Source organism: Nocardioides sp. YJ-D4, from assembly GCF_054031495.1.
In genome coordinates this window covers 4,362,537-4,387,425 of the sequence record NZ_CM132932.1, presented here as the reverse complement: position 1 = coordinate 4,387,425, position 24,889 = coordinate 4,362,537, and the positions used below count along the sequence as shown (strand labels likewise).

Here is a 24,889-nt window from a genome sequence, read left to right as displayed (position 1 = left end):
GACCACCCAGGCCCCACCTCAGGATTCTCCCTGAGATGGGGCCCGGACGAGTCCTGGGTCGGTGTCAGGCGGCGCGCCGGCCGCGGCGGCCGGACTCGCGCTTGCGCAGAGCGTCGGTCAGCAGCGAGACCAGAGCCTCGAGCTGTACGTCGGCGGAGTCGGTGACCTCTTCGTCGGAGCCGTCCAGGGCACGAGCCGCGAGGCCGGCCTTGGAGTCGATCAGCTCGGCGATCCGGGTGTCGATGGTCTGCGAGGCGATGATGCGCCAGGCGGTGACCGGCTCGGTCTGGCCGATGCGGTGGACACGGTCGATCGCCTGGGTCTGCTCGGCGTCGGTCCAGGAGAGCTCGGCCAGGATCAGGTTGGAGGCGGCCTGCAGGTTGACGCCGACACCGGCGGCGGTGAGCGAGCAGACGATGATCTTGACCTCGGGGTCGTTCATGAACTCGTCGATGGCCTTCTCGCGTGCCTTCGAGGTCTGGTCGCCGCGGATCGTGGAGTAGCGGATGCCGCGCTCCTCGAAGAGCTTCTGCGCGGTGTCCATCACCTCGATGTGCTTGGCGAAGAAGACGACCTTGCCGACGTTGCGCGCCAGCTGAGCGGCGTAGTCGGCGGCCAGCGAGGCCTTCGCGCGACCGATGCGGCGCATCATCCCGAAGACGTTCTCGCCGGTGGAGGCGTCCTGGTCCTCGCGCTCCCAGGTGGCGACGCGGCGGATCAGCTCGAGGTCGAGCTCGCCGGGGGCCGGCTTGGCGCCGGTCACCCGGGTCTCGATCGCGGTGTCGTAGCGCTGCATCATCCGCTTGGCCAGCTCGGCCTCTGCGGCCCGGATCGAGCGGCCCTCGGCGTCGTCGAGCTCGACCGGCAGGTCGGCCACGCGGCGCGCCGGGATGTCGCTGGCGACGTCGATCTTGCGGCGGCGCACGATGCCCTGGTTGACGACGACGCGGCGGGCCGCGCCGTAGAAGCTGTTGTCCTGCGGGGTCAGGCCGGTGTCCTCGAGCCCCTCGAGCAGGCCGTTGAGCGGTTTGACGTCGTCGATCCAGCCGAGGAACTGCCAGATCGCCCGGAAGTCCTCGATGTCGTTGATCAGCGGGGTGCCGGTCAGCGCCATCAGCAGCGGATTGGCCGTACGCTGCCGGATCTTCTCCGAGAGGGCCAGCACGTGCTGGGAGCGCTGGGAGGACTTGTTCTTGATGAAGTGGGCCTCGTCGACGACCATGCCCTTGAAGCCGAACTCGCCGAGCCAGCCGACGTGGCGGTCGAGGATCTCGTAGTTGACCACGATGATGTCGGCGAAGCCATCGATGTCCTCGCCGTTGCCGTGGACCACGGTCGCCTTCTTGGACGGCGTCCAGAGGTCGACCTCGCGGGCCCAGTTGGCCTTGACGACGTTGGGCACGACCACGAGCAGCGGGTAGGCGTCGGCCGCCTCGGCGGCGAGCAGCGCCTGCGCGGTCTTGCCGAGGCCCGGCTCGTCGGCCAGCAGGTAGGAGCGGTGGCCCTCGGCCGCGGAGGCGACCAGCTGCGCCTGGTGGTGCATGAGCTCGCGGGTGCCCGGCGCGTCGATGTGACCGGGGCCGTAGGCGGGCGGCTCGGGCAGCGGCATGCAGGAGGGGCCGGAGTCGGCGTACTCGAAGCTGCGGAACAGCGGCCCGAGGAGCTCCCAGCCGGACAGACGGCGGGCGTGCACCGGCGGGCGGGCGTTGGTGAAGTCGGGCACCAGGAACGGGTTGGAGAGCTGGCGCTGGATGACGCTGGTCGGGACCACGCGCTTGTCGGGGACCACGACGGCAGGCGTCTCGTCCTCGTCCTCCTCCTCGTCCTCCGGCACGTCGACGCCGCCACGGGCCATCAGCTCGTGCTTGAGGTCGACGGCGGCCTCGGAGATCTCGGCGTCCTCGGCGAGGAGCTCGAACAGGCGCGAGTCCATGGTCGCGGTCTTGGCGAGGATCGTGGCGATCCCGTCCAGACGCTTGAGCTGCTCGGCGCGGCGACCCTCGTTGAGGGTCTCGTCCTCGAGCACGCGGTGGCGCTCGTCTCGGGCGAGGAGCGCGACGACCTGGAACTTGGTCCGTACGTCGGGCATGGCCGAGCGGCGCTGAACGGCCGACTCCACCTCGCGGACGACCTGCGCGAGCACCGGAATGATGCCCTCGTTGTCCTTGTGGACGCCCTTGCGGCGACCGTTCTGCCCGGACTTGCCGGCGTTGCCGTTGCTACGTGAACGGCCGGACCGGTTGTTGCGCCGGGTAGCGGCTCCCTGAGCCAACTGAATCCTCCTTGGGGCCACGCACGGGTGAGTGGCATGTCCAAATGCCGACCCTCATCGGCCGGTCGCCCTCCCAGGGCTCACGCAGATCGATGGCAGACGACTGACGACCGCGGCCAAACAGCGGATACGCGCGATCGGCGCCTCATCGACCGGGCCAGTGACTCGTTCGGTCCCCACGACGAACGTCCACGAGCCGGGCGCTTGGAGCGAGTGTAACCCCACCCACACCGGTTAGCGGAAGTCTCGTTCGGCGTTTTCTGTCAATTGATCAAACGCGAGGCTCAGGCAGGCCTCGGATGAGCCCGGTAGAACTCGCGTGCGCGCCTTCCCAGACGGTTGGTGGCGACGTCCGAGAGCACCACACCGAGCGGGATGTTGAGCACCGGGATGCCGCGCAGGACGACACGCCGGGCGACCCGGACACCGACGAGGTGCGCCATCGAACTGGTGGCCTCGACGGTCTTGTTCACCGCCCAGCGAGAGACGGCCCGCACGCCGAAGCGGCTGCCCGCGGCGCCCGCCACGCTGCCGCCGCCGTCGAAGAGCAGGTTCACGCCAGCCAGTTTGAGGAACTCGTTGACCCGCACCGGATCCTCCAGGTCGTGTCCGTACGCGGCGGCGATGTGCATCACCAGGCGCTGCTCGATCCACGCCAGCGCGATCAGGTCGCCGAGGATCGCCGTCCCGGCCGCGGCCACGACCGCAGCCGGACCGCCGATCACGGCCGGTACCTCGGCGACAGCGATCATCGCACCGCCGCCGGCACCCTGCAGACGAGCGAACCAGCGGTGCTTCCTGATCAGCTCGTCGACGTACGCCTCGGTGTCGAAGCCGGGCTCAGACCGGTCCGCGGCGACCTTCCTGGCGATCTCCGGACCCTGGGTCGCGACCAGGTGGCCGACCAGCACCTGGGGTGCCGCAGACCCTGCCGTGATCAGCTCCTTGACCGGGAACTTCGGCTTCTTGATCATCTACCCTCCGCGTCACTCGGCGACCGTGCCACCGTCTGAATGGCCCGAACCTATCCGAGGTCGACGCGGCGACAGCGCTGCGACTCAGTCGATCAGGTACTGATCCGCCCAGGCCGAGATGATCCGGGCGGCGCGCTGGGCCTGGCCCCGCTTCGTGAGGAGGTGGTCGGAGCCCTCCAGCGACACGAAGGACCGCGGATGGCGGGCGGTGTTGAAGATGTCGGAGGCGTTCTCGATGCCGACCGTGGTGTCGGTCGGGCTGTGCATGACCAGGAGCGGCTTCTTGAGCTGCATGATCTTGTGGCGCAGGTCGGCGCGGCGTACGTCATGGACGAAGGCCTTGCGCAGGGTCAGCGACTTGCCACCCGCCATCCACGGCGCCTCGCCGTCCTCCAGCACACGCGAGAGCACGGCGTCGTAGTTGTGCTCGACGTGCGCCGGCTGGAACGGAGCCGCGACGGTGGCGACGGCATCGACGCCGACCCCGTCAGCCGCCGCAGCGAGGACCGCCGCACCGCCGAAGGAGTGGCCGACGAGCAGCTCGGCCGGGGTGCCACGCTCAGCCATGAAACGGGTGGCCTCGACGGTGTCGGCGACCTTGTGGGTGAAGGAGCCGTCGCCCCAGTCGCCCTCGGAGTCGCCGAGCCCGAGGTTGTCGAAGCGCAGCATCCCGATGCCCTCGGCGGCGAGCTGCTTGCAGATCCGTGCGGCTGCCGGAGAGTCCTTCCCGAGGGTGAAACCGTGACTGAACACACCCCAGCCACGCACCTCACCCTCGGGCAGGTCGATGAGACCGGCCAGCATGGGTCCGGACGTACTCTTGAAGGTCACCTTCTCAGCCACGCCCAGGATTCTCTCAGAATCCGGCGCGACTGCTCGGGTCTGCTCAGCGCTCGACGTAGAACAGACGCTTGTTGAGGAACTCGTCGATCCCGAGCGGGCCGAGCTCGCGGCCGAAGCCGGAGCGCTTGGTGCCGCCGAAGGGGACGTCGGCGCCCTCGCCGGCCGGCGTGTTGACGTTGGCCATGCCGACCTCGAGCTGCTGGGCGACGGCGATCGCGCGTGCCTCGTCGGTCGAGAAGACGGCGCCACCGAGGCCGTACTCGACCGCGTTGGCCAGCTCGACGGCCTCCTCGTCGGTGCTCACCTTGTAGACGACGGCGACCGGGCCGAAGAGCTCCTCGGTGTAGGCGCGCATCTCCGGCGTGACACCGGTGAGGACGGCGGGGGCGAAGAAGGCGTCGGGGCCGTCGGAGATCTCGCCGCCGGCGTGGAGCGTGGCGCCCTTGTCGACGGCATCCTGGATCTGGTCACGCAGTGCCTCGGCGGCCTTGCGGGCCACCAGCGGGGAGTAGACGGTGTCGTCGCCGTCCTCGCCCTCGAGCGGCTTCATCGCGGCGGCACGCTTGGTGAGGGCCGCGACGAAGTCGTCGTAGACACCCTCGTTCACGATCATCCGCTTGTTGCCGTTGCAGACCTGGCCGACGTTCTCCATCCGGGTCGCCCAGGCGGTCTCGGCAGCCTCGTCGATGTCGTCGGAGTCGAGGATGATGTACGGGTCGGAGCCGCCGAGCTCGAGGACGACCTTCTTCAGGTGGCGGCCGGCGGCCTCGGCGACCGCCGTGCCGGCGCGCTCGGAGCCGGTGAGGGAGACCGCGCGAACCCGCGGGTCGGCGATCATCGTGGCGATCTGCTCGTGGGTGGCGTAGAGGTTCTGGTAGACGCCCTCGGGGAGGCCGGCGTCCGCGAAGATCTTCGCGATCGCGGCCGAGGAGCGCGGGCAGTTCTCGGCGTGCTTGAGGATGACGGTGTTGCCGGCGACCAGGTTGGGCGCGGCGAAGCGGGCGACCTGGTAGTAGGGGTAGTTCCACGGCATGACGCCGAGCACCGGGCCGAGCGGGAGACGCTGGATGACCGCCTTGCCCTCGTGGCCGGGCAGGTCGGTCTCCGCGAGCAGCTCGGGGCCGTGGTCGGCGTAGTAGGCGGTAATCTCGCCGGAGAACTCGGCCTCACCGGCGCCGGAGGAGGCCTTCTTGCCCATCTCGGTGCGGATGATCTTCCCGAGCTCCGCGGCCCGCTCGGTGAAGAGGTCCGCGGCGCGCTTCACGATCGCGGAACGCTCCTCGATCGGGGTCGAGCGCCAGGCTTCGTACGCCTTCTTGGACCGCTCCAGCGCCTCCTCCACCTCGGCATCGGTGGCGAACGGGAAGGTCTCGATCACCTCGCCGGTTGCGGGGTCGGTCACCTGGTACGGAGGCGTGGTGCTCATCGTCATCCTCTTCGATCGGGGCTGCTTTGGTGCGATGGTACGTGGTTTTGGAGCGCTTTTGATGACGGAACCGTTACTCTTTACCGGTTTTGGCAACTGAATCCGAAGTTAGGACACGTTCTAGAATGTCCGCATGGATCTTGCATTCTTCCGGCGCACCGATGACGGTTTCGAGCCTACGCCGATGGCTCGCAGCATGTGGGCCGAGGACCACATGCACGGAGTGGCCGCCAGCGGCCTGATCGCTCGCGGTCTCGAGGACCAGATCGAGGAGCTCGGACGTGCCTCGGAACTGGTCCCCTCGCGCTATCACGTGGACCTGTTCCGGCCGCCGCGGATGGTGCCGACGCGGATCCGTACGAGGGTCGTACGCAACGGCCCACGCATCGCGCTGCTCGACGCCGAGATGGTCCAGTCAGCGGCCGATGGCTCGGAGCAGGTCGTGGCGCGGGCGACGTGCACCTACCTGCTCGCGGGCGAGAACCCGGCCGGCGACGTCTGGTCGTCGACCGACCGCGCCATTCCCCCGCCGCTCGAGGTCGCGCCGCCGACCTCCGAACCCCACGTACCGTTCTTCGTCTCCGAGAACCCCTGGTCCGACGACTTCGGCAAGCACCAGAACGCCGGGCGCCACGTCACCTGGCAGGTTGCCGTACCGACCGTCGCCGGCGAGCCGATGACCCCGTTCCAGACCGTGGCCTCCATCGCCGACGCCACCTCGATGGTCACCAACTGGGGCAGCAACGGCGTGGAGTGGATCAACACCGACATCTCGCTCGCCCTCGCCCGGCGCCCGGCCGGGATGGAGGTCGGCCTCGCCACCATCGACCACGTCGCCCACGAGGGCATCTCCGTCGGCACCGCCGAGGTCTTCGACCGCGAGGGCACCATCGGCACCGCCACCGTCACCGCCCTGGCCAACGCCAAGCGCACCGTCGATTTCACCGCTCCTGGCGAGGGTGGTCCCGCCACCCCGGTCTAGCCGAAACCGCAGTTGTGGCGGCCGAATCCGCACTTGTGGGCGACGAAACTCTCGTTTCGTCGCCCACTTCTGCAGTCTCGGCCGCCAGAACTCACGTCTCGGCGGGCGCTTGTGCCTTCTCGGCTAGGGCGAGGTTCTGGTCGACGAGGGCGGCCATGAGGGCTCGCTGACGGGTCGGGGTGAGGCCGAAGCCGGAGGGGGTGAGGTCGGGGGTGGCCAGGGACTCGTCGATGCCGTGGAGGCGGGCGGTCGCGTGGTTGACGTCCGCGATGGCCTGGCGGAGGTCGGTGGTCGCGGGGTCGTGGGTGTCGGGGTCGCCGACGAGGTTGAGTACGCCGGTGATGCCGATCCGGCGCTCCTCGCCGACCCGGTCGAGGGCCGCCAGGAGCGTGACGCCGGCCGGGCGGAGCGGCTCGAGGTCAGCGGGGAACGGGTAGGTGGCACGCAGGCGCGAGGGGTTGTAGCGGTAGGCGGTGTTGAGCATGGTGCCGCCGGCGCGTACGGCCCAGACCCGGTGGAGGTCGGAGGCGAGGAAGGCGTACGCAGCCGGGTCCTGGGTGGGATAGACGACCAGCCCGTTGGAGAAGACGTGGTCGGCACCGACCAGCACGGGCCACAGATGCTTGCTGTGCTTGCTGAACGCGATGACGTGCGAGAGCCCGGCGGCGTCGCGGTAGAGCTCGTCGACCGGACTGAGGAAGCCCCACCAGCGCTCCTTGAGCTGGGGGTACTTCACGAACTGGCGGCGACGCTCGGCACGCACCTTCGACCGCACCAGCCGCGCGAGCGCGCGGTCCTCGGCGAGCTCCTCGAGGCCCAGCTTGCCGACGTCGAGCACGAAGCGGGAGGCGGTCGAGCCGCAGGGGGTCACCAGGTCCTCGCCGCTCAGGTAGGGGCGCACGGTGTGCCCGAGCGGACCGCGTCCAAGAGCCTCCGCCTCGGCCGGCGTCAAGACGAGCGTGCGGCCGAGCACGATCGTGCCCTGATAGCCGTGAGGCAGCGGCACGTCGAGATCCAGCCGCGCCGGCTCCGGGAGGGAGAAGCCGTCCTCGAGCGTACCGGTGATCGCCGGCACCGAGCGCCCGTCGAGCCACGCGCTGTCGAGCGGCCGGGTGGTGAGCCAAATCTTCGCGAACCGTACGCCCGCCGTCGGCCACGGGGCCGAACGCTCCGCCCGGGCGACCTGCCAGCCGCGGTCCAGCAGCGCACCGAGGCCGAAGCGCGCGGTGTCACCCTCGCTGATCGAGTCGGTCGTGATCAGCCCGATCTCGCCGCGGCTGAGAGCAGCTGCCCGGAGCAGGAAGTAGATGACGTAGTCGGCCCGCCTCGTCGTGCCCCCGGCGAGCGTGTGCGCGAGGTAGTCGCGCAGCTCCTGGCCGATCGCGTCCCGCACCCGCTTCACCCCGAGGTAAGGCGGGTTGCCGACCACCGCGTCGAAGCCGCCGCGCGCCATCACCTCGGGTGCGACCAGCGCCCAGTGGATCGGCCGGACGGCGGGAACCGGCAGGCGCCGGCACCGACTCAGCGCCGCGTAGGCCTCCTCGAGCCGCCTCCCCGGCCGACCGCCCAGCGGCAGCGCGACCGCGACCATGGCATCGGCGTACGCCTCGGAGTCATCGACGCCGGCCGGCAGCTCGTCCGCGTCGACGAGTCCGACCAGCGAGTTGCCGCACAGGATCCGGTCGTCGAGGAAGGTCAGCGGGAGCGAGGGATCCTCGCAGAGCAGCCAGAGGGAGAGCTTGGCGATGTCGACCGCGACCGGGTCGATGTCGGCACCGTAGAGGCAGCGCGTGACGATCTCGGCCACGGGCCGCTCGCACGCGGACGCCAGATGACGGGCGGAGGCGAGGAGGAAGACGCCGGTCCCGGCGGCGATGTCGACCACGGCCGCGTCGGCGGAGGCGACCGGAGCCAGCGCGTGGGCGACGACCTCGTCGGCGAGCTCGGGAGGGGTGTAGTGGGCGCCGTTGTCGCGTCGCGAGGAGACCTCGAGCAGCGCCTCGTAGACGTAACCGATCTCCTCCAGAACGAGATCATCGACCGCGGCCCCATCCAGGAACAGATAGTTCGACAGCAGATGATCCGGCTGCGGACCGTCCGCGCACGACAGCAAACCGGCGGCGTCCAGGGCAGCATCGGTGAGCACCATCCCCCGTGCCCGCGCGAACCCCGCCACGACACTGCGCATCACCGCTGCCACCGCCGAGGGGCCGCCGCCCAGCTCGGCAACCGCCGACCGCGCTCGAGTGCGCAGTGCCCGGGGCGTGATCACAGGATGAACCATAGAACGCCCGCAGGTTCGCGGAGACGAACCGATGGTGAAGAGTGACGCGACGGGGTGCCCCCGTTCACCACAACGTCACACCGTGCGTACAGAATCCGGCGCATGTCAATCGACTCGGAGCGGCTCGGGCCCCTCCTTCACATCCGGCCCGGCACGGCTCCCCGCGTGGCGATCATCTCCGCGAGCTACGGCGCCGGCCACAACTCGGCCTCCCGGGAGATCTCACGAGCACTCGGGGAGGCCGGATGCGACGTCGAGATCTTCGACTTCGTCGACCTGATGCCCTGGCGGCTCGGGCACGGGCTGAAGGTCGGCTACAAGATGCAGCTCCAGGTCAGCCCCGACTCGTGGGGCACCACGATGAGTCTGGTCATGCCGGGACGCCCGCTCCACAGGCCGTTCAACCAGTTCCTTCGCCTCTCCACGCGCAACCTCACCGAGGCCATGCGCGGCGCCGATCTGGTCATCTCGACCCATCCGTTCTGCTCCCAGGTCATCGGCCACCTGCGCACCAGCGGACAGCTCACCGTGCCGGCGGTCACCTATCTCACCGACGCCGCCGTCCCGGCGCTGTGGATCAACCCCGGCATGGACCTCAACCTCGCCATCCACGAGGTCGCCGCACGCGAGGCGCGCATGCTCGGCGGCAACGCGGCGGTGGTCCAGCCGCTGGTCCCGCCGGGGGCGGCGTACGTCCCGGGTCAGGTCTTCCCCGATCCGCTCGCCGACCTCGACCTGGAGGGTCCTCGGGCGCTGGTCACCGGCGGCTCGCTGGGCGCGGGTGCGCTCGAGCAGACCGCCCGCGACATCCTCGAGCACAGCGACATGACCCCGGTGGTCCTCTGCGCGACCGACCCTTGTCTCAAGCGCCGTCTGGAGCGGATCCCCGGTGTCGTGGCGCTCGGCTGGCGCACCGACGTACGCGCCCTGATGGCGACCAGCGACTGCGTCGTCCAGAACGCCGGCGGCTTCACCTCGCTCGAGGCCCTGGCCTCGGGCACGCCGGTGATCACCTACCGCTCGATCTCCGGCCACGGCGCGGCCAACTCGGCCAACCTGGACCGTGCTGGGCTGATCCCGTGGGCTCGCGACGAGGTCGAGCTCGCCAAGCACCTGGAAGTCGCCGCCGAGTCGCCACGGTTCAACCGGCTCGCGCTCGGCGTCCCCGACATCGTCCAGATCCTCACCGACAGCTACGACGAGACCGCCGTGGCCTAGCCGGCCGGCGGCAGCCCGAAGAGCCGCGCGGCGTTCTCGTAGAGCACCCCGCGTGTCCACTCGTCACCGAGCCCGAGCCCCAGGACCCCGTCGACCGCCTCGAGATAGGGATAGGGGATGTTCGGGAAGTCGCTCCCGAACAGCACCCGCTCGCCCAGCGCCTTCAGGCGCGGCAGCTCCTCGGCCGGGAAGGGCGTCGACGCCTCGGTGAAGGCGGTGAAGGCCATGGTGGTGTCCAGGTGCACCCCGTCGTACTTCTCCACCAGGTCGAGGAAGCGCGAGTAGTCCGGCAGCCCCATGTGAGCGACGATCAGCACCAGATCCGGATGGCGTCCGAGCAGCGCCTCCATGCCGCTGGGGCCGGTGAACCGACCTGGAGCGGGGCCGTGACCCGAGTGGATCACCAGCGGCGTACCCGACTGCGAGAGCACCTCCCAGACCGGGTCGAGCAGCGGAGAGTTGGGGTCGTAGTCGCCGACCTGGACGTGCGCCTTGAAGATCCGCGCACCCGCCTCGACGGCCTCGCGCACGTAGTCACCCGCACCCGGCTCCGGGTAGAACGTCGCCGACTGCAGGCAGTCGGGCTTGTCCGCCGCGAACTCCGCACCCCACTGGTTCAGCCATGCCGCCATCCCCGGCTTGTGCGGATAGGTGAGCGCCGAGAAGTGACGTACGCCGAGATCCCGCAGCACCCGGAGCCGCTCCTCCTCGGAGTGCCGATAGGCGATCGGCCACGGCTGACCGGTCAACGGCCCGACCGCATCGAAGTAGGCCCACACCTTGTCGAGCATCCGCGCGGGCAGGAAGTGGGTGTGTACGTCGAAGATGCCGTCCAGGCCCAGCGCATCGAGCCGCGCGCGGAGCCGCGCGGGCTCGTCGGGGGCGATGGTGACCGTAGGAGCGTTCACGAGGGCCGAACCTACCCGGCGGTGGCGGACCCAGCGGCCACGGGCGCAGCGAAGGTCTCCGCGATCGCCCGAGCCCTCTCGGGCACCTCGTCGGCGGTCAGCCCCCAGGTCCCCTCCGCGAAGCGCCGGGCGAGCTTCGCGAGCGAGTCGGCACCCTCGTTGAGCGCCTCGCCGACGTGGCCGCGCACCCACTCGAAGGAGAGCCGGTCGGACTCGCGGCACAGGTCGTCGTGCATCCGGGTCAGGCCGGCGAGCTCGGCGCGGTGCTCGCTCTCATAGCCCTTCGGCATCGACAGCTCACCGCGGAGCCAGTCCTCGATCATCGCGAGCGCGACCCGGGAGTCGGTCCGGATGGTCAGCGTGCGGCGGGGCAGCGCCCGCACCGCCTCCGCGATCGCCTGCAGCTCGGCCAGGACCACCAACGACTGCGGGTCGCGGATCCGGGCGTTGGGCACCTGCCGGCCGAAGCCGTGCTGGCCGTCGCCGGCGAGCCATCCCCAGCCGATGAACCCGCGATGAGCCGAGCCGTCGGTCGCCACCACCAGCGGCGGCATCGGGCCGGCCCGATGGATCGCCAGCGCTTCCACCGCCTCCGCCCGGATGTCCGCGTCCTCGTCGGCGAACGGCACCACGGTGACCCCGGGATAGGCGTCGGCGATCTCGTCGGTCAGTATCCAGAACCGCGCGTTGGACGGCAGCGCCACCACGACCTGGACCGGCGCGAGCGACTCCAGCGAGTCGTACGCCGCCCCGACCGCCGCGATGATCGCGTCCTCGGTGCCGCGGGCACCCAGCGATCCCGCCGCCTGCAGCCCCGGACCAGCCAGGACCCAGTCCCATCTCTCGGCATCGCTGCGCTCTTTGACGACGATGAAGCAACGCACTGCTGACCTCCTGACCCGCCCGAACAAGTCGTCCTCGACGTTACCGGGCGGCCCCTGAGAACGTGACTCCGCCGTCAGGATCCGGACACCGCTGACCGGATCGGTCAGACGAGCCCGAGCTCCCGAGCGCGTACGCCGGCCTGGAACCGGGACGCGGCGCCGAGCGCCTCCATCAGCTCGGCGACCCGGCGCCGGTAGGTGCGTACGCCCAGCCCGAGGGTGCGCGCCGCGGCCTCGTCCTTCACGCCCCGGCCGAGCAGGTCGAGCACCTGCGGCGCGATGTCGCGCAGCTCGGCGATCCGGGCGTCGTAGGCGTCCACCGTCGTGGCCGAGCGCCAGGCCGCGTCGAAGAGCGAGGTGACGCCCTGGACCACCTCGGGCTGGGTGACGATGCTGAAGCTGCGCTCGCCCAGGCGCGGGTCACCGGCGAGGATCGCGACCCGGCGGTCGATCAGGATCGTCTCGTTGATCTCGTCGGGGGTGATCCGGATCTGGGCGCCGCGGACGTCGCGGATCTCGCGCAGATGGGCGGCGGAGACCGGGTCGAGCAGCACGTTGGGCCGGTAGACCTTCCGCAGCCGCACCTCGGCCCCGTCGCGACCGCACAGCGCCGCTCTGATGCCGGACTCGGTGCGCGCGGCCGACCAGGTGCGCAGGTCGATCGCCGCACAGGCGATGTCGGTGGCAGCCGCGAACAGGTGCGAGGTGCGCCGCACGAGCTCCTCCTCGCCGCGTACGACGGCGACGGTCCCGCCCGTCCGGATCGTCCCCACCGTGTTCGTCACGGCATCGATTCTCCCCCGCCCGCCAAGACGAGAGCCGCGATCGGCAACAACCTGCCAACGGCGTGAGTACGCGGCACCGGATCGCGACGCTGGAGGGCATGACCACGAACCACATCACCGCCGGTGCCGCCGGCACCTGGCAGCTCGGCGACAAGCGGATCAACCGGATCGGCTTCGGCGCGATGCGCCTGATCGGCAACCTCTCCACCCCGATCGCCCCCGACCGCGAGAACGCGATCGCCGTCCTCCGCCGCGCCGTCGAGCTCGGCGTGAACCACATCGACACCGCGGCGATCTACTTCACCCCGACGCGCTCGGCCAACGAGCTGATCGCGACCGCCCTCCAGCCGTACGTCGACGACCTGCTGATCGCGACCAAGGTCGGCCCCACCCCGCGCGGCCGCGACGGCGCCTGGGAGTCCGACCCCCAACCCGAGCACCTGCGCCACCAGGTCGAGGAGAACATCCGCCAGCTCGGCCTCGACCACCTCGACCTGGTCAACCTGCGCTGGGGAGTCGGGCGCGAGCGCGGCACCGGATCGATCGCCGACCACTTCGGCGCCCTGCTCGACCTGCGCGAGGCGGGCCTGGTCGAGCACGTCGGCCTCTCCAACATCGGCCCCGAGCAGCTCACCGAGGCGCTCGCGATCGGGCCGGTGGCCTGCGTACAGAACCAGTACGGTCTCACCACCCGCCGCGAGGACGACGCCCTGCTGCGGCTGTGCGGCGAGCACGGGGTCGCGTTCGTGCCCTTCAACTCGATCGGCGCCGCCGTCTCCGGCGCGGTCCCCGGAACCGCCCCCGACGAGACCGGTCGCGAGGTCGTCGAGGCCATCGCCGCGGCGCACTCCGCCACCCCCTCCCAGGTACGCCTCGCCTGGACGCTCCACCAGGGTCCGCACGTGCTCGCCATCCCCGGCACCGCCGGCCTCGCCCACCTCGAGGAGAACATCGCCGCCGGCGCCCTGCGGCTCACCGACGAGGAGGTGAGCCGCCTGGACGCCGTCGCCGCGTAGGCCGCCCGGCTCAGTCCTGGGTGTAGAGGCCGTCGATGACGTCGGCGTACTTCTTGCTCACCACCCGCCGCTTGAGCTTCAGGGTCGGGGTGAGCTCCTCGGACTCGGCGGTCCACTCCTCGCCGAGCAGCTCGAAGGCCTTGACCTGCTCGGGGCGGGAGAGGCGGGCGTTGGCGGCGTCGACGGCCTGGGCGACGGCGCCCCGGATGACCGGGTGCTGGGCCAGCTCGGCGAGCGAGCCGGCCTCGACGCCGAGCTTCTGAGCGACCACGGGAGCGATCTCGCCGTCGAGGGTGAGGACGGCGACGACGTAGGAACGGCCGTCACCCACCACCATCGCGTGGCCGACGAGCGGGCTCTCCTTGAGGAGGTTCTCGATGTTGGAGGGGGCGATGTTCTTGCCCGCGGAGTTGATGATCATCTCCTTCTTGCGGTCGACCACGGTGAGGAAGCCGTCCTCGTCGAGCGAGCCGATGTCGCCGGTGTGCAGCCAGCCCTCAGAGTCGAAGAGCGCGGCGGTGGCGTCGGGTCGGCCCACGTAGCCCGGGGTCATGATCGGGCCCCGGAACAGGATCTCGCCGTCCTCGGCGATGCGCAGCTCGATGCCGGGCTGGGCGCGGCCGACGGTGCCGAGCCGGAAGGCCTCCGGCCCGTTGCCGGTGGCCGCCCCGGTGGTCTCGGTCATGCCGTAGACGTCGTAGATCTTCAGCCCCAGGCCGGCGAAGAACTTCGCCACCTCGATCGGCATCGGCGCGGCCGCGCTGGCCGCCCACTCGACCCTGTCGAGACCGAGGAGCGCGCGCATGGTCGACAGGACCGCGGCGTCGACCTGTTCGAACTGCGCCTGCAGCTCGGGCGAGGTGGTCTGCCCGAACTGCTGCGACTCGACGTAGGCCAGCCCGACCGCCATCGCCTTCTCGACACCGGCCTTCTTGGCCTCGTCGGTCTCGGCGGCGAGCAGCGCGGTGACGCCGGTGCGGATCTTCTCCCAGACCCGTGGCACCCCGAAGAAGCTGGTCGGGTGCACCTCCTGGAGGGTGCCGAGCAGCAGTGCGGGGTCCTGGACCAGGTAGACGTGGCCGCCGTTGAACTGCGGGATGTAGAGGCTGAGCACCCGCTCGGCGATGTGCGCGAACGGCAGGTAGGAGACGAGCACCCCCGGCTCCTCGACGCCGGAGACCGTCAGCGAGCTGGTCGTCTCGAAGACGATGTTGCGGTGGGTGAGCACCACACCCTTCGGCTGCCCGGTCGTGCCCGAGGTGTAGAGCATCGTGACCGTGTCGTCAGGGCTCACCGCGGCACTGCGCGCGTCCAGCTCCTCGCCGACCTCGGCCAGCGCCGCCGCGCCCGAGGCCACGAAGTCGTCCCAGGCGACCGCCCGCGGGTCGTCCTCCGCGGCGGTGTCGATGGTGACGACGCGTACGATCTCCTCGCGCTTGAGCCCGAGCGCCCAGCGGGCGACGTGGTCGTCGGTCTCGAGCACCACGATCCGCGGGTCGGCGTGCTCGGCGACGTAGCCGACCTGGTCGGGAGCGAGGGTGTTGTAGATGCTGATCGGGACCCCACCGGCGAGCACCGTGGCCATGTCGGCGACGACGTGCTCGATGCGGTTCGCGGCCATGATCGCGACCGACTCCCCCGGCTGGAGACCGGCGGCGATGTAGGCGGCGGCCAGCTCGCGGGCACGCTGGTGCAGCTCGCCCCAGGTCAGCGTGCGCCAGCCCGTGCCGTCAGGGGTGTGCCGGTCGGAGAAGGCCGGCTCGGAGCCGCGGTCGGCGACCACCTTGGCGAGTACGTCGACCATGGTCCGGTCGCCGATCTGGGACTCGAGGGCGGCACGGTCGGCGAGGACGTCGGGCATCGGAGCGCTCCTTCTGTTGTTTGTGACTCGGGTCACAATCGGGGTGCCTCGACCGTAGGGACGAGTCGGCGCGGACACAAGAGCCCGTCTGCGCTATTTGGGAATCCATCCCAACGGCCCGCTTTTCCATTCAGTGGAAGAACCCCCTGGCGGCAGCCGCCCGGACGGGAGTTGACTCACCCCATGGCAGAAGAACGTACGCAGGTTGTGATCGTCGGCGCCGGCCCCGCAGGGATGCTGCTGAGCCACCTCCTCGCCGCCGACGGGGTCGACTCGGTCGTGGTCGAGACCCGGTCGGAGGAGTACGTCGCGGCCCGCATCCGCGCCGGGATCCTGGAGCAGTCGAGCGTCGATCTGCTCACCGAGGTCGGTCTCGGCGACCGGCTCGCCCGCGACGCCGACAAGCACCGCGGGATCTACCTGCAGTGGCCCGAGGAGCGCCACCACCTCGACTTCGTCGACCTGGTCGGCCGGGCGGTCTACGTCTACGGCCAGACCGAGGTGCAGAAGGACCTGATCGACGCCCGGCGCGCCGCCGGGCAGGTGGTTCACTACGAGGTCAGCGACACCGCGCTGCACGACATCGAGTCCGACCGACCCTCGGTCACCTTCACCGACGCCGCCGGGCTCCCCCGGCGGATCCGGGCCGATGTCATCGTCGGCTGCGACGGCTCCTTCGGCCCCAGCCGCGCCGCGATCCCGGCCCGGGAGAGCTGGGACCGCACCTACCCCTACAGCTGGTTCGGCATCCTCGCCGACGTCGCGCCCTCGACCGACGAGCTGATCTACGCCTGGCACCCCGACGGCTTCGCGCTGCACTCGATGCGCTCGGAGAGCGTCTCGCGGTTCTACCTCCAGGTGCCCAACGGCACCGACCCGGCGACCTGGTCCGACGACCAGATCTGGGACGCGCTCTCCGCCCGGCTCGGCCACGGCCAGAACGGCTGGAGCCTGCAACCGGGCCGGATCACCGACCGCAGCGTCCTCCCGATGCGCTCGCACGTCTCCACCCCGATGCGGCACGGCCGGCTCTTCCTGGCCGGCGACGCCGCCCACATCGTCCCGCCGACCGGCGCCAAGGGACTCAACCTCGCGGTCGCGGACGTCGCGCTGCTGGCCCCCGCGCTCACCGCGCTGCTCAAGGGCGACTCACGACTGGCCGACGACTACTCCGAGACGGCGCTGCGTCGCGTCTGGCGCTGCACCCACTTCTCCTGGTGGATGACCACGATGCTGCACACCGCCGAGGACCCGTTCGACACCCAGCTCCAGCTCTCCCAGCTGCGCTGGGTGACGTCCAGCGAGCATGCCGCCGCCGGGCTCGCGGAGAACTACGCCGGGCTGCCGATCGGCTTCTGAACAGTCGGAGACTCTTGCTCGATCAGCCACAGTCGTGTTTAGGTAAGCCTTACCTAAACACGGAGGTGTCATGGATTCGACCGCCAGCATTGCCCGCAGCATCCTGTCATGCCCTCGTGGCGGCAGCGTGGTGATCGACGGCATCCCCTACTCGATGGAGGAGCTGGAGATGCAGGGCTTCGCCGACGACGGCGGTCGCCCGACCTTCCTGTGCCCGCCCGAGCAGCGGATGGCGTACGCCGGACGCCGCGGCAGCCATGTCGTACTGGTCCTCCAGGGCACGCTGGGCGACGGCGAGGCGGTCCGGCTGACCGGAGCGCTGAGGTGGCTGCGTACGGATGCCTGCACATGCTGCGAGACGGAGTGGGAGGAGGTGGTCATGGACGTCTCCAACGTGATGCTGGTGCGCCGCACCGGCGAGGCGGTCCCGATCCCCCTCGACGCCTTCACCGACCGCAACCTCGACCTCAACGACGGCGTGCTCCACCGCAACCAGGACCACCTCAACAACCACCACGGCAACGAGCTCCGCGAGGCCGTCGCAACCCGCTCCTACATCCCGGTCGACACCATCCTGGCCGCCCAGATCACCGGCCTCAGCGCCGAAGGCTTCGAGTTCCAGTGGGTCGACGAGGGCGGGGCGCACAGCGCACGCACCACGTTCGACCGCCCGGCCCGCACCCCGGAGGACCTCGTCGCCGGCGTGCGGAAGGCCCTCGCCGCCGAGATCTGCTGAGCGGAACACGCGCTCCGAACCTGTTTCCTGGTACACAAATCCCATGTACCTTGGTGACGTATCAACGTCGTGCAAGGAGGCTCGGATGGTTGTGCAGACACTGCGTTCGATCGGTGGCTACGTGGGTGCGGTCGCCGGCACCCCGGTCCGGATGATCACGCCGACCAGGCCCCTGCCGCGGCGGGAGTACGGCGAGACGCTGCGTACGTTGTCCGAGGCGTCGGTCGAGATGTACTTCAATGCCTTCAAGGACGTCGACTGGGACGCGCCCGAGATGGCCCTGCCCGAGGACGACGAGCGCTGGATCCTGCCGACGCTCGACCTGCTCGGCGCCCATCCGTGGTACCAGTCGCTGCCCAAGGCACGCCAGATCGAGGTCGGCCGGCACCGGCTCACCGCGATGGTGAAGACCGGCTCCCAGTTCGAGCAGCTGCTCCTCCTCGGCGGCACCCAGTTCCTGATGGGCGTCGACAACGGCGACCCCGAGTTCCGCTACTTCATGCACGAGCTCACCGAGGAGACCCATCACATCCAGATGTTCCAGGAGTTCACCAACCGCGCCTGTCCCGACGTGGTGGGCGCACCGGGCTGGCTGATGCGTGCCATCCCGCTCGTGGGACATCTCGGCGGGCTCTATCCCGCCCTCTTCTTCGCCATCATCCTCGCCGGCGAGGAGCCGATCGACCACGTGCAGAAGGAGGCCATGCGCGCCGGCGGAACCCATCCGCTCCTGGACCAGATCATGGCCATCCACATCGCCGAGGAGGCCCGCCACATCGGCTTCGCGCACGCCTGGCTCGAGGAGCACGCCCCCTCGCTCAACCCGGTCTCGCGCCTGGCTCTCGGCATCCTCACCCCGCTCGCGATGCGACTGGGCTCCGACGCGATCATCATCCCGTCGCGCGCCGATCGGGAGCTCATGGGGCTGCCCGACTCGGTCGTCCGCGAGGTCTGGGGCACCGGCGCCGAGGCCGCCGCGTTCCGCCGTCATCTCTTCGCCGACGTCCGGATGCTCTTCGACAACCTCGGGCTGCGTACGCCGCTCACGCGGTGGTCCTGGAAGGTGCTCGGTGTGGACGGCCGGCCGGCGCGATTCCGGGCCGAGCCACCCACCGCCGCCGCTTGACGAGCAGAGTTGAATGGCATCACCGACTCAACCGAGGAGCACGATGCCGAACAACGACAATGGCCGCGCGAACATCGGCGTGGTGGGCCTGGCCGTGATGGGATCCAACCTGGCCCGCAACCTCGCATCCCGCGAGGGCAACACCGTGGCGGTCTACAACCGCACCTACGCCCGCACAGAGGAGCTCATCACCGAGCACCCGGAGGCCGGCTTCCTCGCCTCCGAGACGATCGACGACTTCGTGGCGACGCTGACCAAGCCGCGTACGGCGATCATCATGGTCCAGGCCGGCAAGGGCACCGACGCGGTGATCGAGCAGCTGGCCGAGCGGTTCGAGCCCGGCGACATCATCGTCGACGGCGGCAACGCCAACTTCAACGACACCATCCGCCGCGAGCGCGAGCTGCGTGAGCGTGGCCTGAACTTCGTCGGCACCGGCATCTCCGGCGGCGAGGAGGGTGCGCTCAACGGCCCCTCGATCATGCCCGGCGGCTCGGCCGAGGCCTGGACGACGCTCGGCCCGATCCTGAAGAGCATCGCCGCGGTGGCCGAGGGCGAGCCGTGCGTGACCCACGTCGGCACCGACGGTGCCGGCCACTTCGTGAAGATGGTCCACAACGGCATCGAGTACGCCGACATGCAGCTGATCGCGGAGGCCTACGACCTCCTCCGGCGGGTGGCCGGGCTCTCGGTGGAGCAGCTCGTCGACGTCTTCCGGGACTGGAACACCGGTGACCTGGAGTCCTACCTGATCGAGATCTCCGCGGAGGTGCTCGCCCAGAAGGACGCCGAGACCGGCCAGCCGCTCGTGGACGTCATCCTCGACGAGGCCGGCTCGAAGGGCACCGGCGTCTGGACGGTGCAGAACGCCCTCGGCCTCGGCATCCCGGTCTCCGGCATCGGCGAGGCCGTCTTCGCCCGGGCGGTCTCCTCCAAGCCGGCTCAGCGCGGCGCGATGCGGGCCGCGGTGACCAACCGCCCGAAGGCACCGGCGGTCCCCGACACGTTCGTCGACGACGTACGCGCGGCCCTCTACGCCTCGAAGGTGGTCGCCTACGCGCAGGGGTTCGACCTGATCGTGGCCGGAGCCAAGGAGTACGGCTGGGACATCGATCTGGGTGCGCTCGCCAAGATCTGGCGCGCCGGCTGCATCATCCGGGCCCGCTTCCTCAACCGCATCGTCGACGCCTACGCCACCAAGCCCGACCTGGAGACGCTCCTGGTCGACCCCTACTTCGCCGACGCGGTCGCGTCCGGCGAGGAGGCGTGGCGGCGCGTCGTCGGGATCGCGGCGGCCTCCGGCGTACCCGCACCGGGGTTCTCCTCGGCGCTCGCCTACTTCGACTCGCTCGCCGCCGACCGGCTCCCGGCCGCGCTCATCCAGGGCCAGCGGGACTTCTTCGGCGCCCACACCTACAAGCGCGTCGACAAGGACGGCACGTTCCACACGCTGTGGTCCGACGACCGCTCGGAGATCCCGACGACGCCCTCGACGCACTAGGGAAGCTGCCCGGGCGGAGATACCGAACTTGGGGCTGTCAGCGGCGGCGACGGCAGACCTAGCCTGAAGCATGGGGTTCGACGTTGCCGCTGAGAGGTATGCCCGCTTCATGGGGCGCTACGCCGAACCCCTTGCACCCCACTTCGCCAACTTCGCCCGGGTCAGCATGGGCCAGCGGGTGCTCGACGTCGGCTGCGGACCGGGCACGCTCACCCGTCATCTGGTGACCCTCACCGAGGCCCACCTGGTGGCCGCGATCGACCCCTCGCCACCCTTCATGGAGGCGGTCGCACGACAGCTGGCCAGGGTCGATGTGCACACCGGCGTGGCCGAGGCGCTCCCCTTCGCCGACAACTGGTTCGACGTCTCGCTGGCCCAGCTCGTCGTGCACTTCATGACCGATCCGGAGGCCGGGATCAGGGAGATGGTCCGGGTGACCCGACCCGGCGGCACCGTCGCGGCGTGCGTCTGGGACGGCGACACCGGTGCCGTAGCGCCGTTCTGGGACTGCGTGCACGAGATCGACCCGGAGGCCGAGGACGAGGCCCTGCTCGCCGGCGCCCGGCTGGGTGACCTGGAGAAGCTGTTCAAGAAGGTCGGCCTCCGCAAGGTCGAGCCGAGCGGCCTGGTCGTCCGCGTCACGCATCCCACGTTCGAGGACTGGTGGGACCCGTACACCTTCGGCGTCGGGCCGGCGGGCGACTACGTGAGCGCCCTCGACGACGCCGGTCGCACGGCGCTCGAGGAGGTCGCCCGGCGCCGGCTCGGCAACGGCCCGTTCACCGTGACCGCGACGGCCTGGGCGGCCCGCGGCACCGTCGCCTAGCCGCCCGAGGTCTCCGCCTGCGACCCGGCGCGGCAATTTGCATCGTTCCCCTATCCTCAATAAGGTTGTAAAAGTCAACCAATCAGAGGGGCGATGATGACGCAGGCGACCTACCGCGAGCTGATGCATCGACTCATCGAGGTCGGGGCCGTCAGGAAGGGCCTGGCCCGCAATCTCCCGCCCGACCTGCCGGCCGGTTCTGCGGGCGTGCTGGGACTGCTGAGCGAGCACGGCGAGATGACCATCAGCGAGCTCACCGACCTGCTCGCCGTCGACATCTCGGTGACCAGCCGCCACGTCTCGTACGTCGCCGACCAGGGCTGGCTCGAGCGCACCCCCAACCCGGCCGACGGGCGCTCGCGCCTGCTGCGTCTCACCGACTCCGGGAGCGATCTGCTCGCCGGGTTCTCCGACCACATCACCGAGCTGCTCGCCGAGCGGCTCAGCGACTGGAGCGAGGAGGAGGTGCATGAGCTGATCCGGCTCATGGCCAAGCTGCACGACAGCCTCGTCTGCCCCGCACCCGCCCTCCCCCACGTACGCAACTAGGGCTCTGCCCCACCACCGATCTGCTCGAAACAGAAGGGAAGTCCATGGCAACGACGACAGCCGAACGGACTCACGCCGGTCCACCGGGAGGCCCGTCCGGGGGCGCACCCACCTCGCACGGTGAGATGTCTCACCGCGAGATCATGGAGGCGCTCTCGGGTCTGCTGCTCGGCATGTTCGTGGCGATGATCTCCTCCACGATCGTCTCCAACGCCCTGCCCGAGATCATCGCCGACATCGGCGGCGGGCAGTCGGCCTACACCTGGGTGGTCACCGCATCCTTGCTGACCATGACGGCCACCACCCCGCTGTGGGGCAAGATGTCCGACCTGTTCAGCAAGAAGCTGCTCATGCAGATCGCGCTGGTCCTGTTCGTGGCGGCCTCGGCCGTCGCCGGCCTCGCCCAGAACCCGGGTGAGCTCATCGCCGCCCGAGCGGTCCAGGGCATCGGCATGGGCGGTCTGACCGCCCTCGCCCAGGTCATCATGGCCGCGATGATCTCCCCGCGCGAGCGTGGCCGCTACTCGGGCTACCTCGGCGCCGTCTTCGCGGTCGCCACCGTCGGCGGCCCGCTGATCGGCGGGGTCATCACCGACGCCGACTCGCTCGGCTGGCGCTGGTGCTTCTACGTCGGCATCCCGTTCGCGGTCATCGCCTTCATCGTGCTGCAGAAGACGCTGCACCTGCCCGTCATCAAGCGCGACGGCGTCAAGGTCGACTGGGCCGGCGCCTTCTTCATGGCCGCCGGCGTCTGCCTGTTGCTCGTCTGGGTGACCTTCGCCGGTGACAAGTACGACTGGGCCTCCTGGGAGACCGCGGCCATGGTCGGCGGCTCCGTGCTGCTCCTGCTGATCTTCGTCCTCGTCGAGTCTCGGGCCAAGGAGCCGATCATCCCGCTGCGGCTCTTCGCCAACCGCACGATCACGCTCTCCTCGCTGGCCTCGCTCTTCGTCGGTGTGGCGATGTTCGCCGGCACGATCTTCTTCAGCCAGTACTTCCAGCTGGCCCGCGGCGAGTCGCCGACGATGGCCGGCGTGATGACGATCCCGATGATCGCGGGACTGTTCCTCTCCTCGACCGTCTCCGGCCAGGTCATCACCCGCACCGGGAGGTGGAAGGCCTGGCTCGTCGTCGGGGCCGTCCTCATCGTCGGCGGGCTCGGCCTGCTCGGCACGATCCGCTACGACACCGAGTACTGGCACGTCGCCGTCTTCATGGCGGTCCTCGGCCTCGGCGTCGGCATGACGATGCAGAACCTGGTCCTCTCCACCCAGAACCAGGTCGCACCCGCCGACCTCGGAGCGGCCAGCTCCATGGTGACGTTCTTCCGCAGCCTCGGCGGCGCGATGGGCGTCTCCGCGCTCGGCGCGCTGATGGCCCACCGGGTCGCCGACTACGTCCAGGACGGCCTGGCCGACCTCGGTCCGCGCTACGCCGCGCTGGCCCAGGGCACCTCGGGCGAGATCCCGGACATGGACAAGGTCCCCGAGCCGCTGCGCTCGGTGCTGGAGAGTGCGTACGGGCACGGCATCGCCGACATCTTCCTGGTCGCCGCGGGGGCAGCCGTCGTCGCGCTGCTGTTCGTGGTGTTCATCAAGGAGGTTCCGCTGAAGACCAAGGGCGGGATCGCCCAAGCCGCCGCGGAGGCTGCCGAGGTCGACCGGCCCGCAGCGGTCGCCGAGGCCGTCGCCGGGGTGACCGAGCAGCAGGCCGCCGCTCTTGCGCCGGTCGCCAACGGGATCGCGCTGCACGGCTTCGTCCGCGGCTCCGGGAAGGTCCCGGTCCCGCACGCCGCGGTCACGCTGATCTCGCTGTCCGGGCGTCAGCTCGGCCGCTCGGTCGCCCACGCCGACGGCTCCTACGCAGTGGACGCGCCCGGGTCGGGGACGTACGTCCTGATCGCCTCCGCCGACGGCTTCCAGCCCCAGGCGTCCACGGTCGTCGTGGGCGGTGAGCCGGTGGCGTACGACCTCCTGCTCAGCGGCACCACGGGCCTGAAGGGCATCGTGCGTGGCGGCGAGGACGGGGCGCCGATCAAGGACGCGATGGTGATCGTGACCGATGTACGCGGCGACCTGCTCTCCACCGGCACCACCGTCGCGGACGGCACCTTCTTCATCGACGAGCTGGTCCCGGGACCGGCGACGGTCGCGGTCAACGCCGAGGGCTACCGGCCGCGCGCGGTGCCGATCGAGATCGGCGCCACCGGCGTGACCCGGATCGAGGTGGAGATGGTCACCGGGGCTCGCCTGACCGGTGTCGTCAAGGCGGCCTTCGGGCCGCTCGCCGACGCCCGGGTGACACTGGTCGACGCGGCCGGCAACGTGGCCGGGACCGCGACGACCGGCCCGGACGGGGCGTACGCCTTCGCCGATCTCGACAGCGGGGACTACACGGTCCTGGCCACCAGCTACCCGCCGGCGGCCGGCGCCGTGAGCCTCACCGGCCACGGTGTGGACGGCCACGAGATCGTCCTCTCCCACCCCGAGGACTGATCCGCGATGGCACTGACCGCACAGATCCGCACCCGCGACGGCTGGGCCGTGGCGCACGCGGTCGTCACCCTCACCGACACGGCCGGCGGTCAGGTGCTGCGCGCCGAGGCCGACGAGGACGGTGTCGTCGCCGACGACACCGTCCTCGCCCCCGGGCCGTACGTCGCGATCGTCACCGCGATCGGCTGGTCCCCCGCCGCGGCGACCGCGATCGTCACGGCCTCGGGGACGGCCGCGCTCGGCACCGTCACCCTGACCCGCCAGGGAGACACCTCCCTCCCCGCTCCCGGGCCGTGGACGATCGACCCCGCCCACTCCACCGTCGGCGCGGTCGCGCAGCACCTGGGCATCTCCAGCGTGCGCGGCCGGTTCACCGACTTCGCCGGGGTCGTCGAGATCGCCCCGGACCATCTGGAGAAGTCACGCGTCGAGGCGGTCATCCGTGCCGCCTCGATCGACACCGGCAACCGGATGCGCGACGACCACCTTCGCAGCGGCGACTTCCTCGACGTCGAGGCGTACCCCGAGGTCGTCTACCGCTCCACCGGCCTCACCCCGGCCGGATCGGACCGCTGGACCGTCCATGGGGAGCTCTCGATGCACGGGCAGACCCGCTCCGTCGACCTCGATGTCGCCTACCTCGGCACCAGCCCGGACGCCTGGGGCGGCACCCGGGCCGCCTTCCGCGCCACCGCTCAGCTGCGCCGTGACGACTTCGCGATGAACTACAACCAGGCCGTCGCCGCCGGCATCGCCGCCATCGGCACGACCCTCAAGGTGGAGCTGGACATCCAGGCCGTACAGGGCGACACGCTGCCGGCCTGAGCCGAGGCCCACGACAGCC

General features: G+C 70.3%; 20 protein-coding genes. 11 read left to right on the top strand and 9 right to left on the bottom strand.

Annotated features, from left to right (window positions below; translation table 11 throughout):
• Positions 1–64: 64 nt before the first annotated feature.
• The 4 genes from ACW14X_RS21040 to ACW14X_RS21025 all read right to left on the bottom strand — a co-directional run bounded on the left by ACW14X_RS21040 (position 65) and on the right by ACW14X_RS21025 (position 5,515).
• Entirely contained in the window at positions 65–2,272 is a 2,208-nt protein-coding gene (locus ACW14X_RS21040; RefSeq protein WP_457163179.1) for a DEAD/DEAH box helicase, read from the bottom strand.
• 284 nt (positions 2,273–2,556) lie between these two features.
• Positions 2,557–3,246, bottom strand: coding sequence for a hypothetical protein (locus ACW14X_RS21035; RefSeq protein WP_457163178.1), 690 nt, complete (start codon positions 3,244–3,246; stop codon positions 2,557–2,559).
• A gap of 84 nt (positions 3,247–3,330) precedes the next feature.
• Complete coding sequence (locus ACW14X_RS21030) at positions 3,331–4,089, bottom strand: alpha/beta hydrolase family protein (RefSeq protein WP_160027604.1); 759 nt, start codon at positions 4,087–4,089, stop codon at positions 3,331–3,333.
• 43 nt (positions 4,090–4,132) lie between these two features.
• Positions 4,133–5,515 (bottom strand): NAD-dependent succinate-semialdehyde dehydrogenase, encoded by a 1,383-nt coding sequence (locus ACW14X_RS21025; RefSeq protein ID WP_160027602.1) that lies wholly within the window; start codon positions 5,513–5,515, stop codon positions 4,133–4,135.
• 133 nt (positions 5,516–5,648) lie between these two features.
• Here ACW14X_RS21025 and ACW14X_RS21020 point away from each other — a divergent pair, with 133 nt between their 5' ends.
• Positions 5,649–6,497, top strand: a complete 849-nt coding sequence (locus ACW14X_RS21020) for an acyl-CoA thioesterase domain-containing protein (RefSeq protein ID WP_457163177.1) — start codon at positions 5,649–5,651, stop codon at positions 6,495–6,497.
• A gap of 91 nt (positions 6,498–6,588) precedes the next feature.
• Here ACW14X_RS21020 and ACW14X_RS21015 read toward each other — a convergent pair whose 3' ends face one another.
• Positions 6,589–8,769, bottom strand: coding sequence for an Eco57I restriction-modification methylase domain-containing protein (locus ACW14X_RS21015; RefSeq protein WP_457163176.1), 2,181 nt, complete (start codon positions 8,767–8,769; stop codon positions 6,589–6,591).
• Between the two features lie 114 nt (positions 8,770–8,883).
• Between ACW14X_RS21015 and ACW14X_RS21010 the strand changes: the two genes are divergently transcribed.
• The gene (locus ACW14X_RS21010) at positions 8,884–9,999 is read left to right on the top strand and encodes an MGDG synthase family glycosyltransferase (RefSeq protein WP_457163175.1); all 1,116 of its coding nucleotides are present in this window, start codon (positions 8,884–8,886) and stop codon (positions 9,997–9,999) included.
• Here the strand turns inward: ACW14X_RS21010 and ACW14X_RS21005 are convergent.
• The 3 genes from ACW14X_RS21005 to ACW14X_RS20995 form a co-directional block, all read right to left on the bottom strand.
• A complete protein-coding gene (locus tag ACW14X_RS21005) occupies positions 9,996–10,907 on the bottom strand; it encodes an amidohydrolase family protein (protein WP_457163174.1) in 912 nt (303 codons plus the stop codon). The genes ACW14X_RS21010 and ACW14X_RS21005 overlap by 4 nt on opposite strands.
• A gap of 11 nt (positions 10,908–10,918) precedes the next feature.
• Positions 10,919–11,791, bottom strand: a complete 873-nt coding sequence (locus ACW14X_RS21000) for an RNase H family protein (protein ID WP_457163173.1) — start codon at positions 11,789–11,791, stop codon at positions 10,919–10,921.
• A 104-nt stretch (positions 11,792–11,895) separates the two neighbouring features.
• The gene (locus ACW14X_RS20995) at positions 11,896–12,576 is read right to left on the bottom strand and encodes a DNA-binding response regulator (RefSeq protein ID WP_406035206.1); all 681 of its coding nucleotides are present in this window, start codon (positions 12,574–12,576) and stop codon (positions 11,896–11,898) included.
• Positions 12,577–12,674: 98 nt separating this feature from the next.
• Here ACW14X_RS20995 and ACW14X_RS20990 point away from each other — a divergent pair, with 98 nt between their 5' ends.
• The gene (locus ACW14X_RS20990) at positions 12,675–13,592 is read left to right on the top strand and encodes an oxidoreductase (protein WP_457163172.1); all 918 of its coding nucleotides are present in this window, start codon (positions 12,675–12,677) and stop codon (positions 13,590–13,592) included.
• A gap of 10 nt (positions 13,593–13,602) precedes the next feature.
• Here the strand turns inward: ACW14X_RS20990 and ACW14X_RS20985 are convergent, their stop codons facing one another.
• On the bottom strand, positions 13,603–15,453 hold the full coding sequence (locus ACW14X_RS20985; protein WP_457163171.1) for an AMP-dependent synthetase/ligase: 1,851 nt from the start codon (positions 15,451–15,453) through the stop codon (positions 13,603–13,605).
• A gap of 183 nt (positions 15,454–15,636) precedes the next feature.
• Between ACW14X_RS20985 and ACW14X_RS20980 the strand changes: the two genes are divergently transcribed.
• From ACW14X_RS20980 to ACW14X_RS20945, 8 genes are all read left to right on the top strand, one after another.
• A complete protein-coding gene (locus tag ACW14X_RS20980) occupies positions 15,637–16,812 on the top strand; it encodes a 4-hydroxybenzoate 3-monooxygenase (RefSeq protein WP_457163170.1) in 1,176 nt (391 codons plus the stop codon).
• Positions 16,813–16,882: 70 nt separating this feature from the next.
• Complete coding sequence (locus ACW14X_RS20975) at positions 16,883–17,548, top strand: DUF2470 domain-containing protein (RefSeq protein WP_457163169.1); 666 nt, start codon at positions 16,883–16,885, stop codon at positions 17,546–17,548.
• 85 nt (positions 17,549–17,633) lie between these two features.
• Positions 17,634–18,674, top strand: coding sequence for an AurF N-oxygenase family protein (locus ACW14X_RS20970; protein ID WP_457163168.1), 1,041 nt, complete (start codon positions 17,634–17,636; stop codon positions 18,672–18,674).
• A gap of 43 nt (positions 18,675–18,717) precedes the next feature.
• Entirely contained in the window at positions 18,718–20,175 is a 1,458-nt protein-coding gene (gene gndA, locus ACW14X_RS20965) for an NADP-dependent phosphogluconate dehydrogenase (RefSeq protein WP_457163167.1), read from the top strand.
• Between the two features lie 70 nt (positions 20,176–20,245).
• The gene (locus ACW14X_RS20960) at positions 20,246–21,001 is read left to right on the top strand and encodes a class I SAM-dependent methyltransferase (RefSeq protein ID WP_160027579.1); all 756 of its coding nucleotides are present in this window, start codon (positions 20,246–20,248) and stop codon (positions 20,999–21,001) included.
• Between the two features lie 96 nt (positions 21,002–21,097).
• Positions 21,098–21,550 carry a MarR family winged helix-turn-helix transcriptional regulator gene (locus ACW14X_RS20955; RefSeq protein ID WP_457163166.1) on the top strand — a complete coding sequence of 151 codons (453 nt, stop codon included), beginning with the start codon at positions 21,098–21,100 and terminating at the stop codon, positions 21,548–21,550.
• A gap of 125 nt (positions 21,551–21,675) precedes the next feature.
• On the top strand, positions 21,676–24,045 hold the full coding sequence (locus tag ACW14X_RS20950; protein WP_457163165.1) for an MFS transporter: 2,370 nt from the start codon (positions 21,676–21,678) through the stop codon (positions 24,043–24,045).
• A gap of 6 nt (positions 24,046–24,051) precedes the next feature.
• Complete coding sequence (locus ACW14X_RS20945) at positions 24,052–24,870, top strand: YceI family protein (protein ID WP_457163164.1); 819 nt, start codon at positions 24,052–24,054, stop codon at positions 24,868–24,870.
• Positions 24,871–24,889 lie beyond the last annotated feature (19 nt).

What these genes read in the sequence shown, in the direction of transcription:
- ACW14X_RS20960 (WP_160027579.1), top strand. Translation starts at nt 20,246, where the DNA reads ATGGGGTTCGACGTTGCCGCTGAGAGGTATGCCCGCTTCATGGGGCGC.
- ACW14X_RS21025 (WP_160027602.1), bottom strand. Translation starts at nt 5,515, where the DNA reads ATGAGCACCACGCCTCCGTACCAGGTGACCGACCCCGCAACCGGCGAG.
- gndA (WP_457163167.1), top strand. Translation starts at nt 18,718, where the DNA reads ATGCCGAACAACGACAATGGCCGCGCGAACATCGGCGTGGTGGGCCTG.
- ACW14X_RS20990 (WP_457163172.1), top strand. Translation starts at nt 12,675, where the DNA reads ATGACCACGAACCACATCACCGCCGGTGCCGCCGGCACCTGGCAGCTC.
- ACW14X_RS20980 (WP_457163170.1), top strand. Translation starts at nt 15,637, where the DNA reads ATGGCAGAAGAACGTACGCAGGTTGTGATCGTCGGCGCCGGCCCCGCA.
- ACW14X_RS21035 (WP_457163178.1), bottom strand. Translation starts at nt 3,246, where the DNA reads ATGATCAAGAAGCCGAAGTTCCCGGTCAAGGAGCTGATCACGGCAGGG.
- ACW14X_RS21010 (WP_457163175.1), top strand. Translation starts at nt 8,884, where the DNA reads ATGTCAATCGACTCGGAGCGGCTCGGGCCCCTCCTTCACATCCGGCCC.
- ACW14X_RS20975 (WP_457163169.1), top strand. Translation starts at nt 16,883, where the DNA reads ATGGATTCGACCGCCAGCATTGCCCGCAGCATCCTGTCATGCCCTCGT.
- ACW14X_RS21020 (WP_457163177.1), top strand. Translation starts at nt 5,649, where the DNA reads ATGGATCTTGCATTCTTCCGGCGCACCGATGACGGTTTCGAGCCTACG.
- ACW14X_RS20945 (WP_457163164.1), top strand. Translation starts at nt 24,052, where the DNA reads ATGGCACTGACCGCACAGATCCGCACCCGCGACGGCTGGGCCGTGGCG.
- ACW14X_RS20985 (WP_457163171.1), bottom strand. Translation starts at nt 15,453, where the DNA reads ATGCCCGACGTCCTCGCCGACCGTGCCGCCCTCGAGTCCCAGATCGGC.
- ACW14X_RS20955 (WP_457163166.1), top strand. Translation starts at nt 21,098, where the DNA reads ATGACGCAGGCGACCTACCGCGAGCTGATGCATCGACTCATCGAGGTC.
- ACW14X_RS20950 (WP_457163165.1), top strand. Translation starts at nt 21,676, where the DNA reads ATGTCTCACCGCGAGATCATGGAGGCGCTCTCGGGTCTGCTGCTCGGC.
- ACW14X_RS20970 (WP_457163168.1), top strand. Translation starts at nt 17,634, where the DNA reads ATGGTTGTGCAGACACTGCGTTCGATCGGTGGCTACGTGGGTGCGGTC.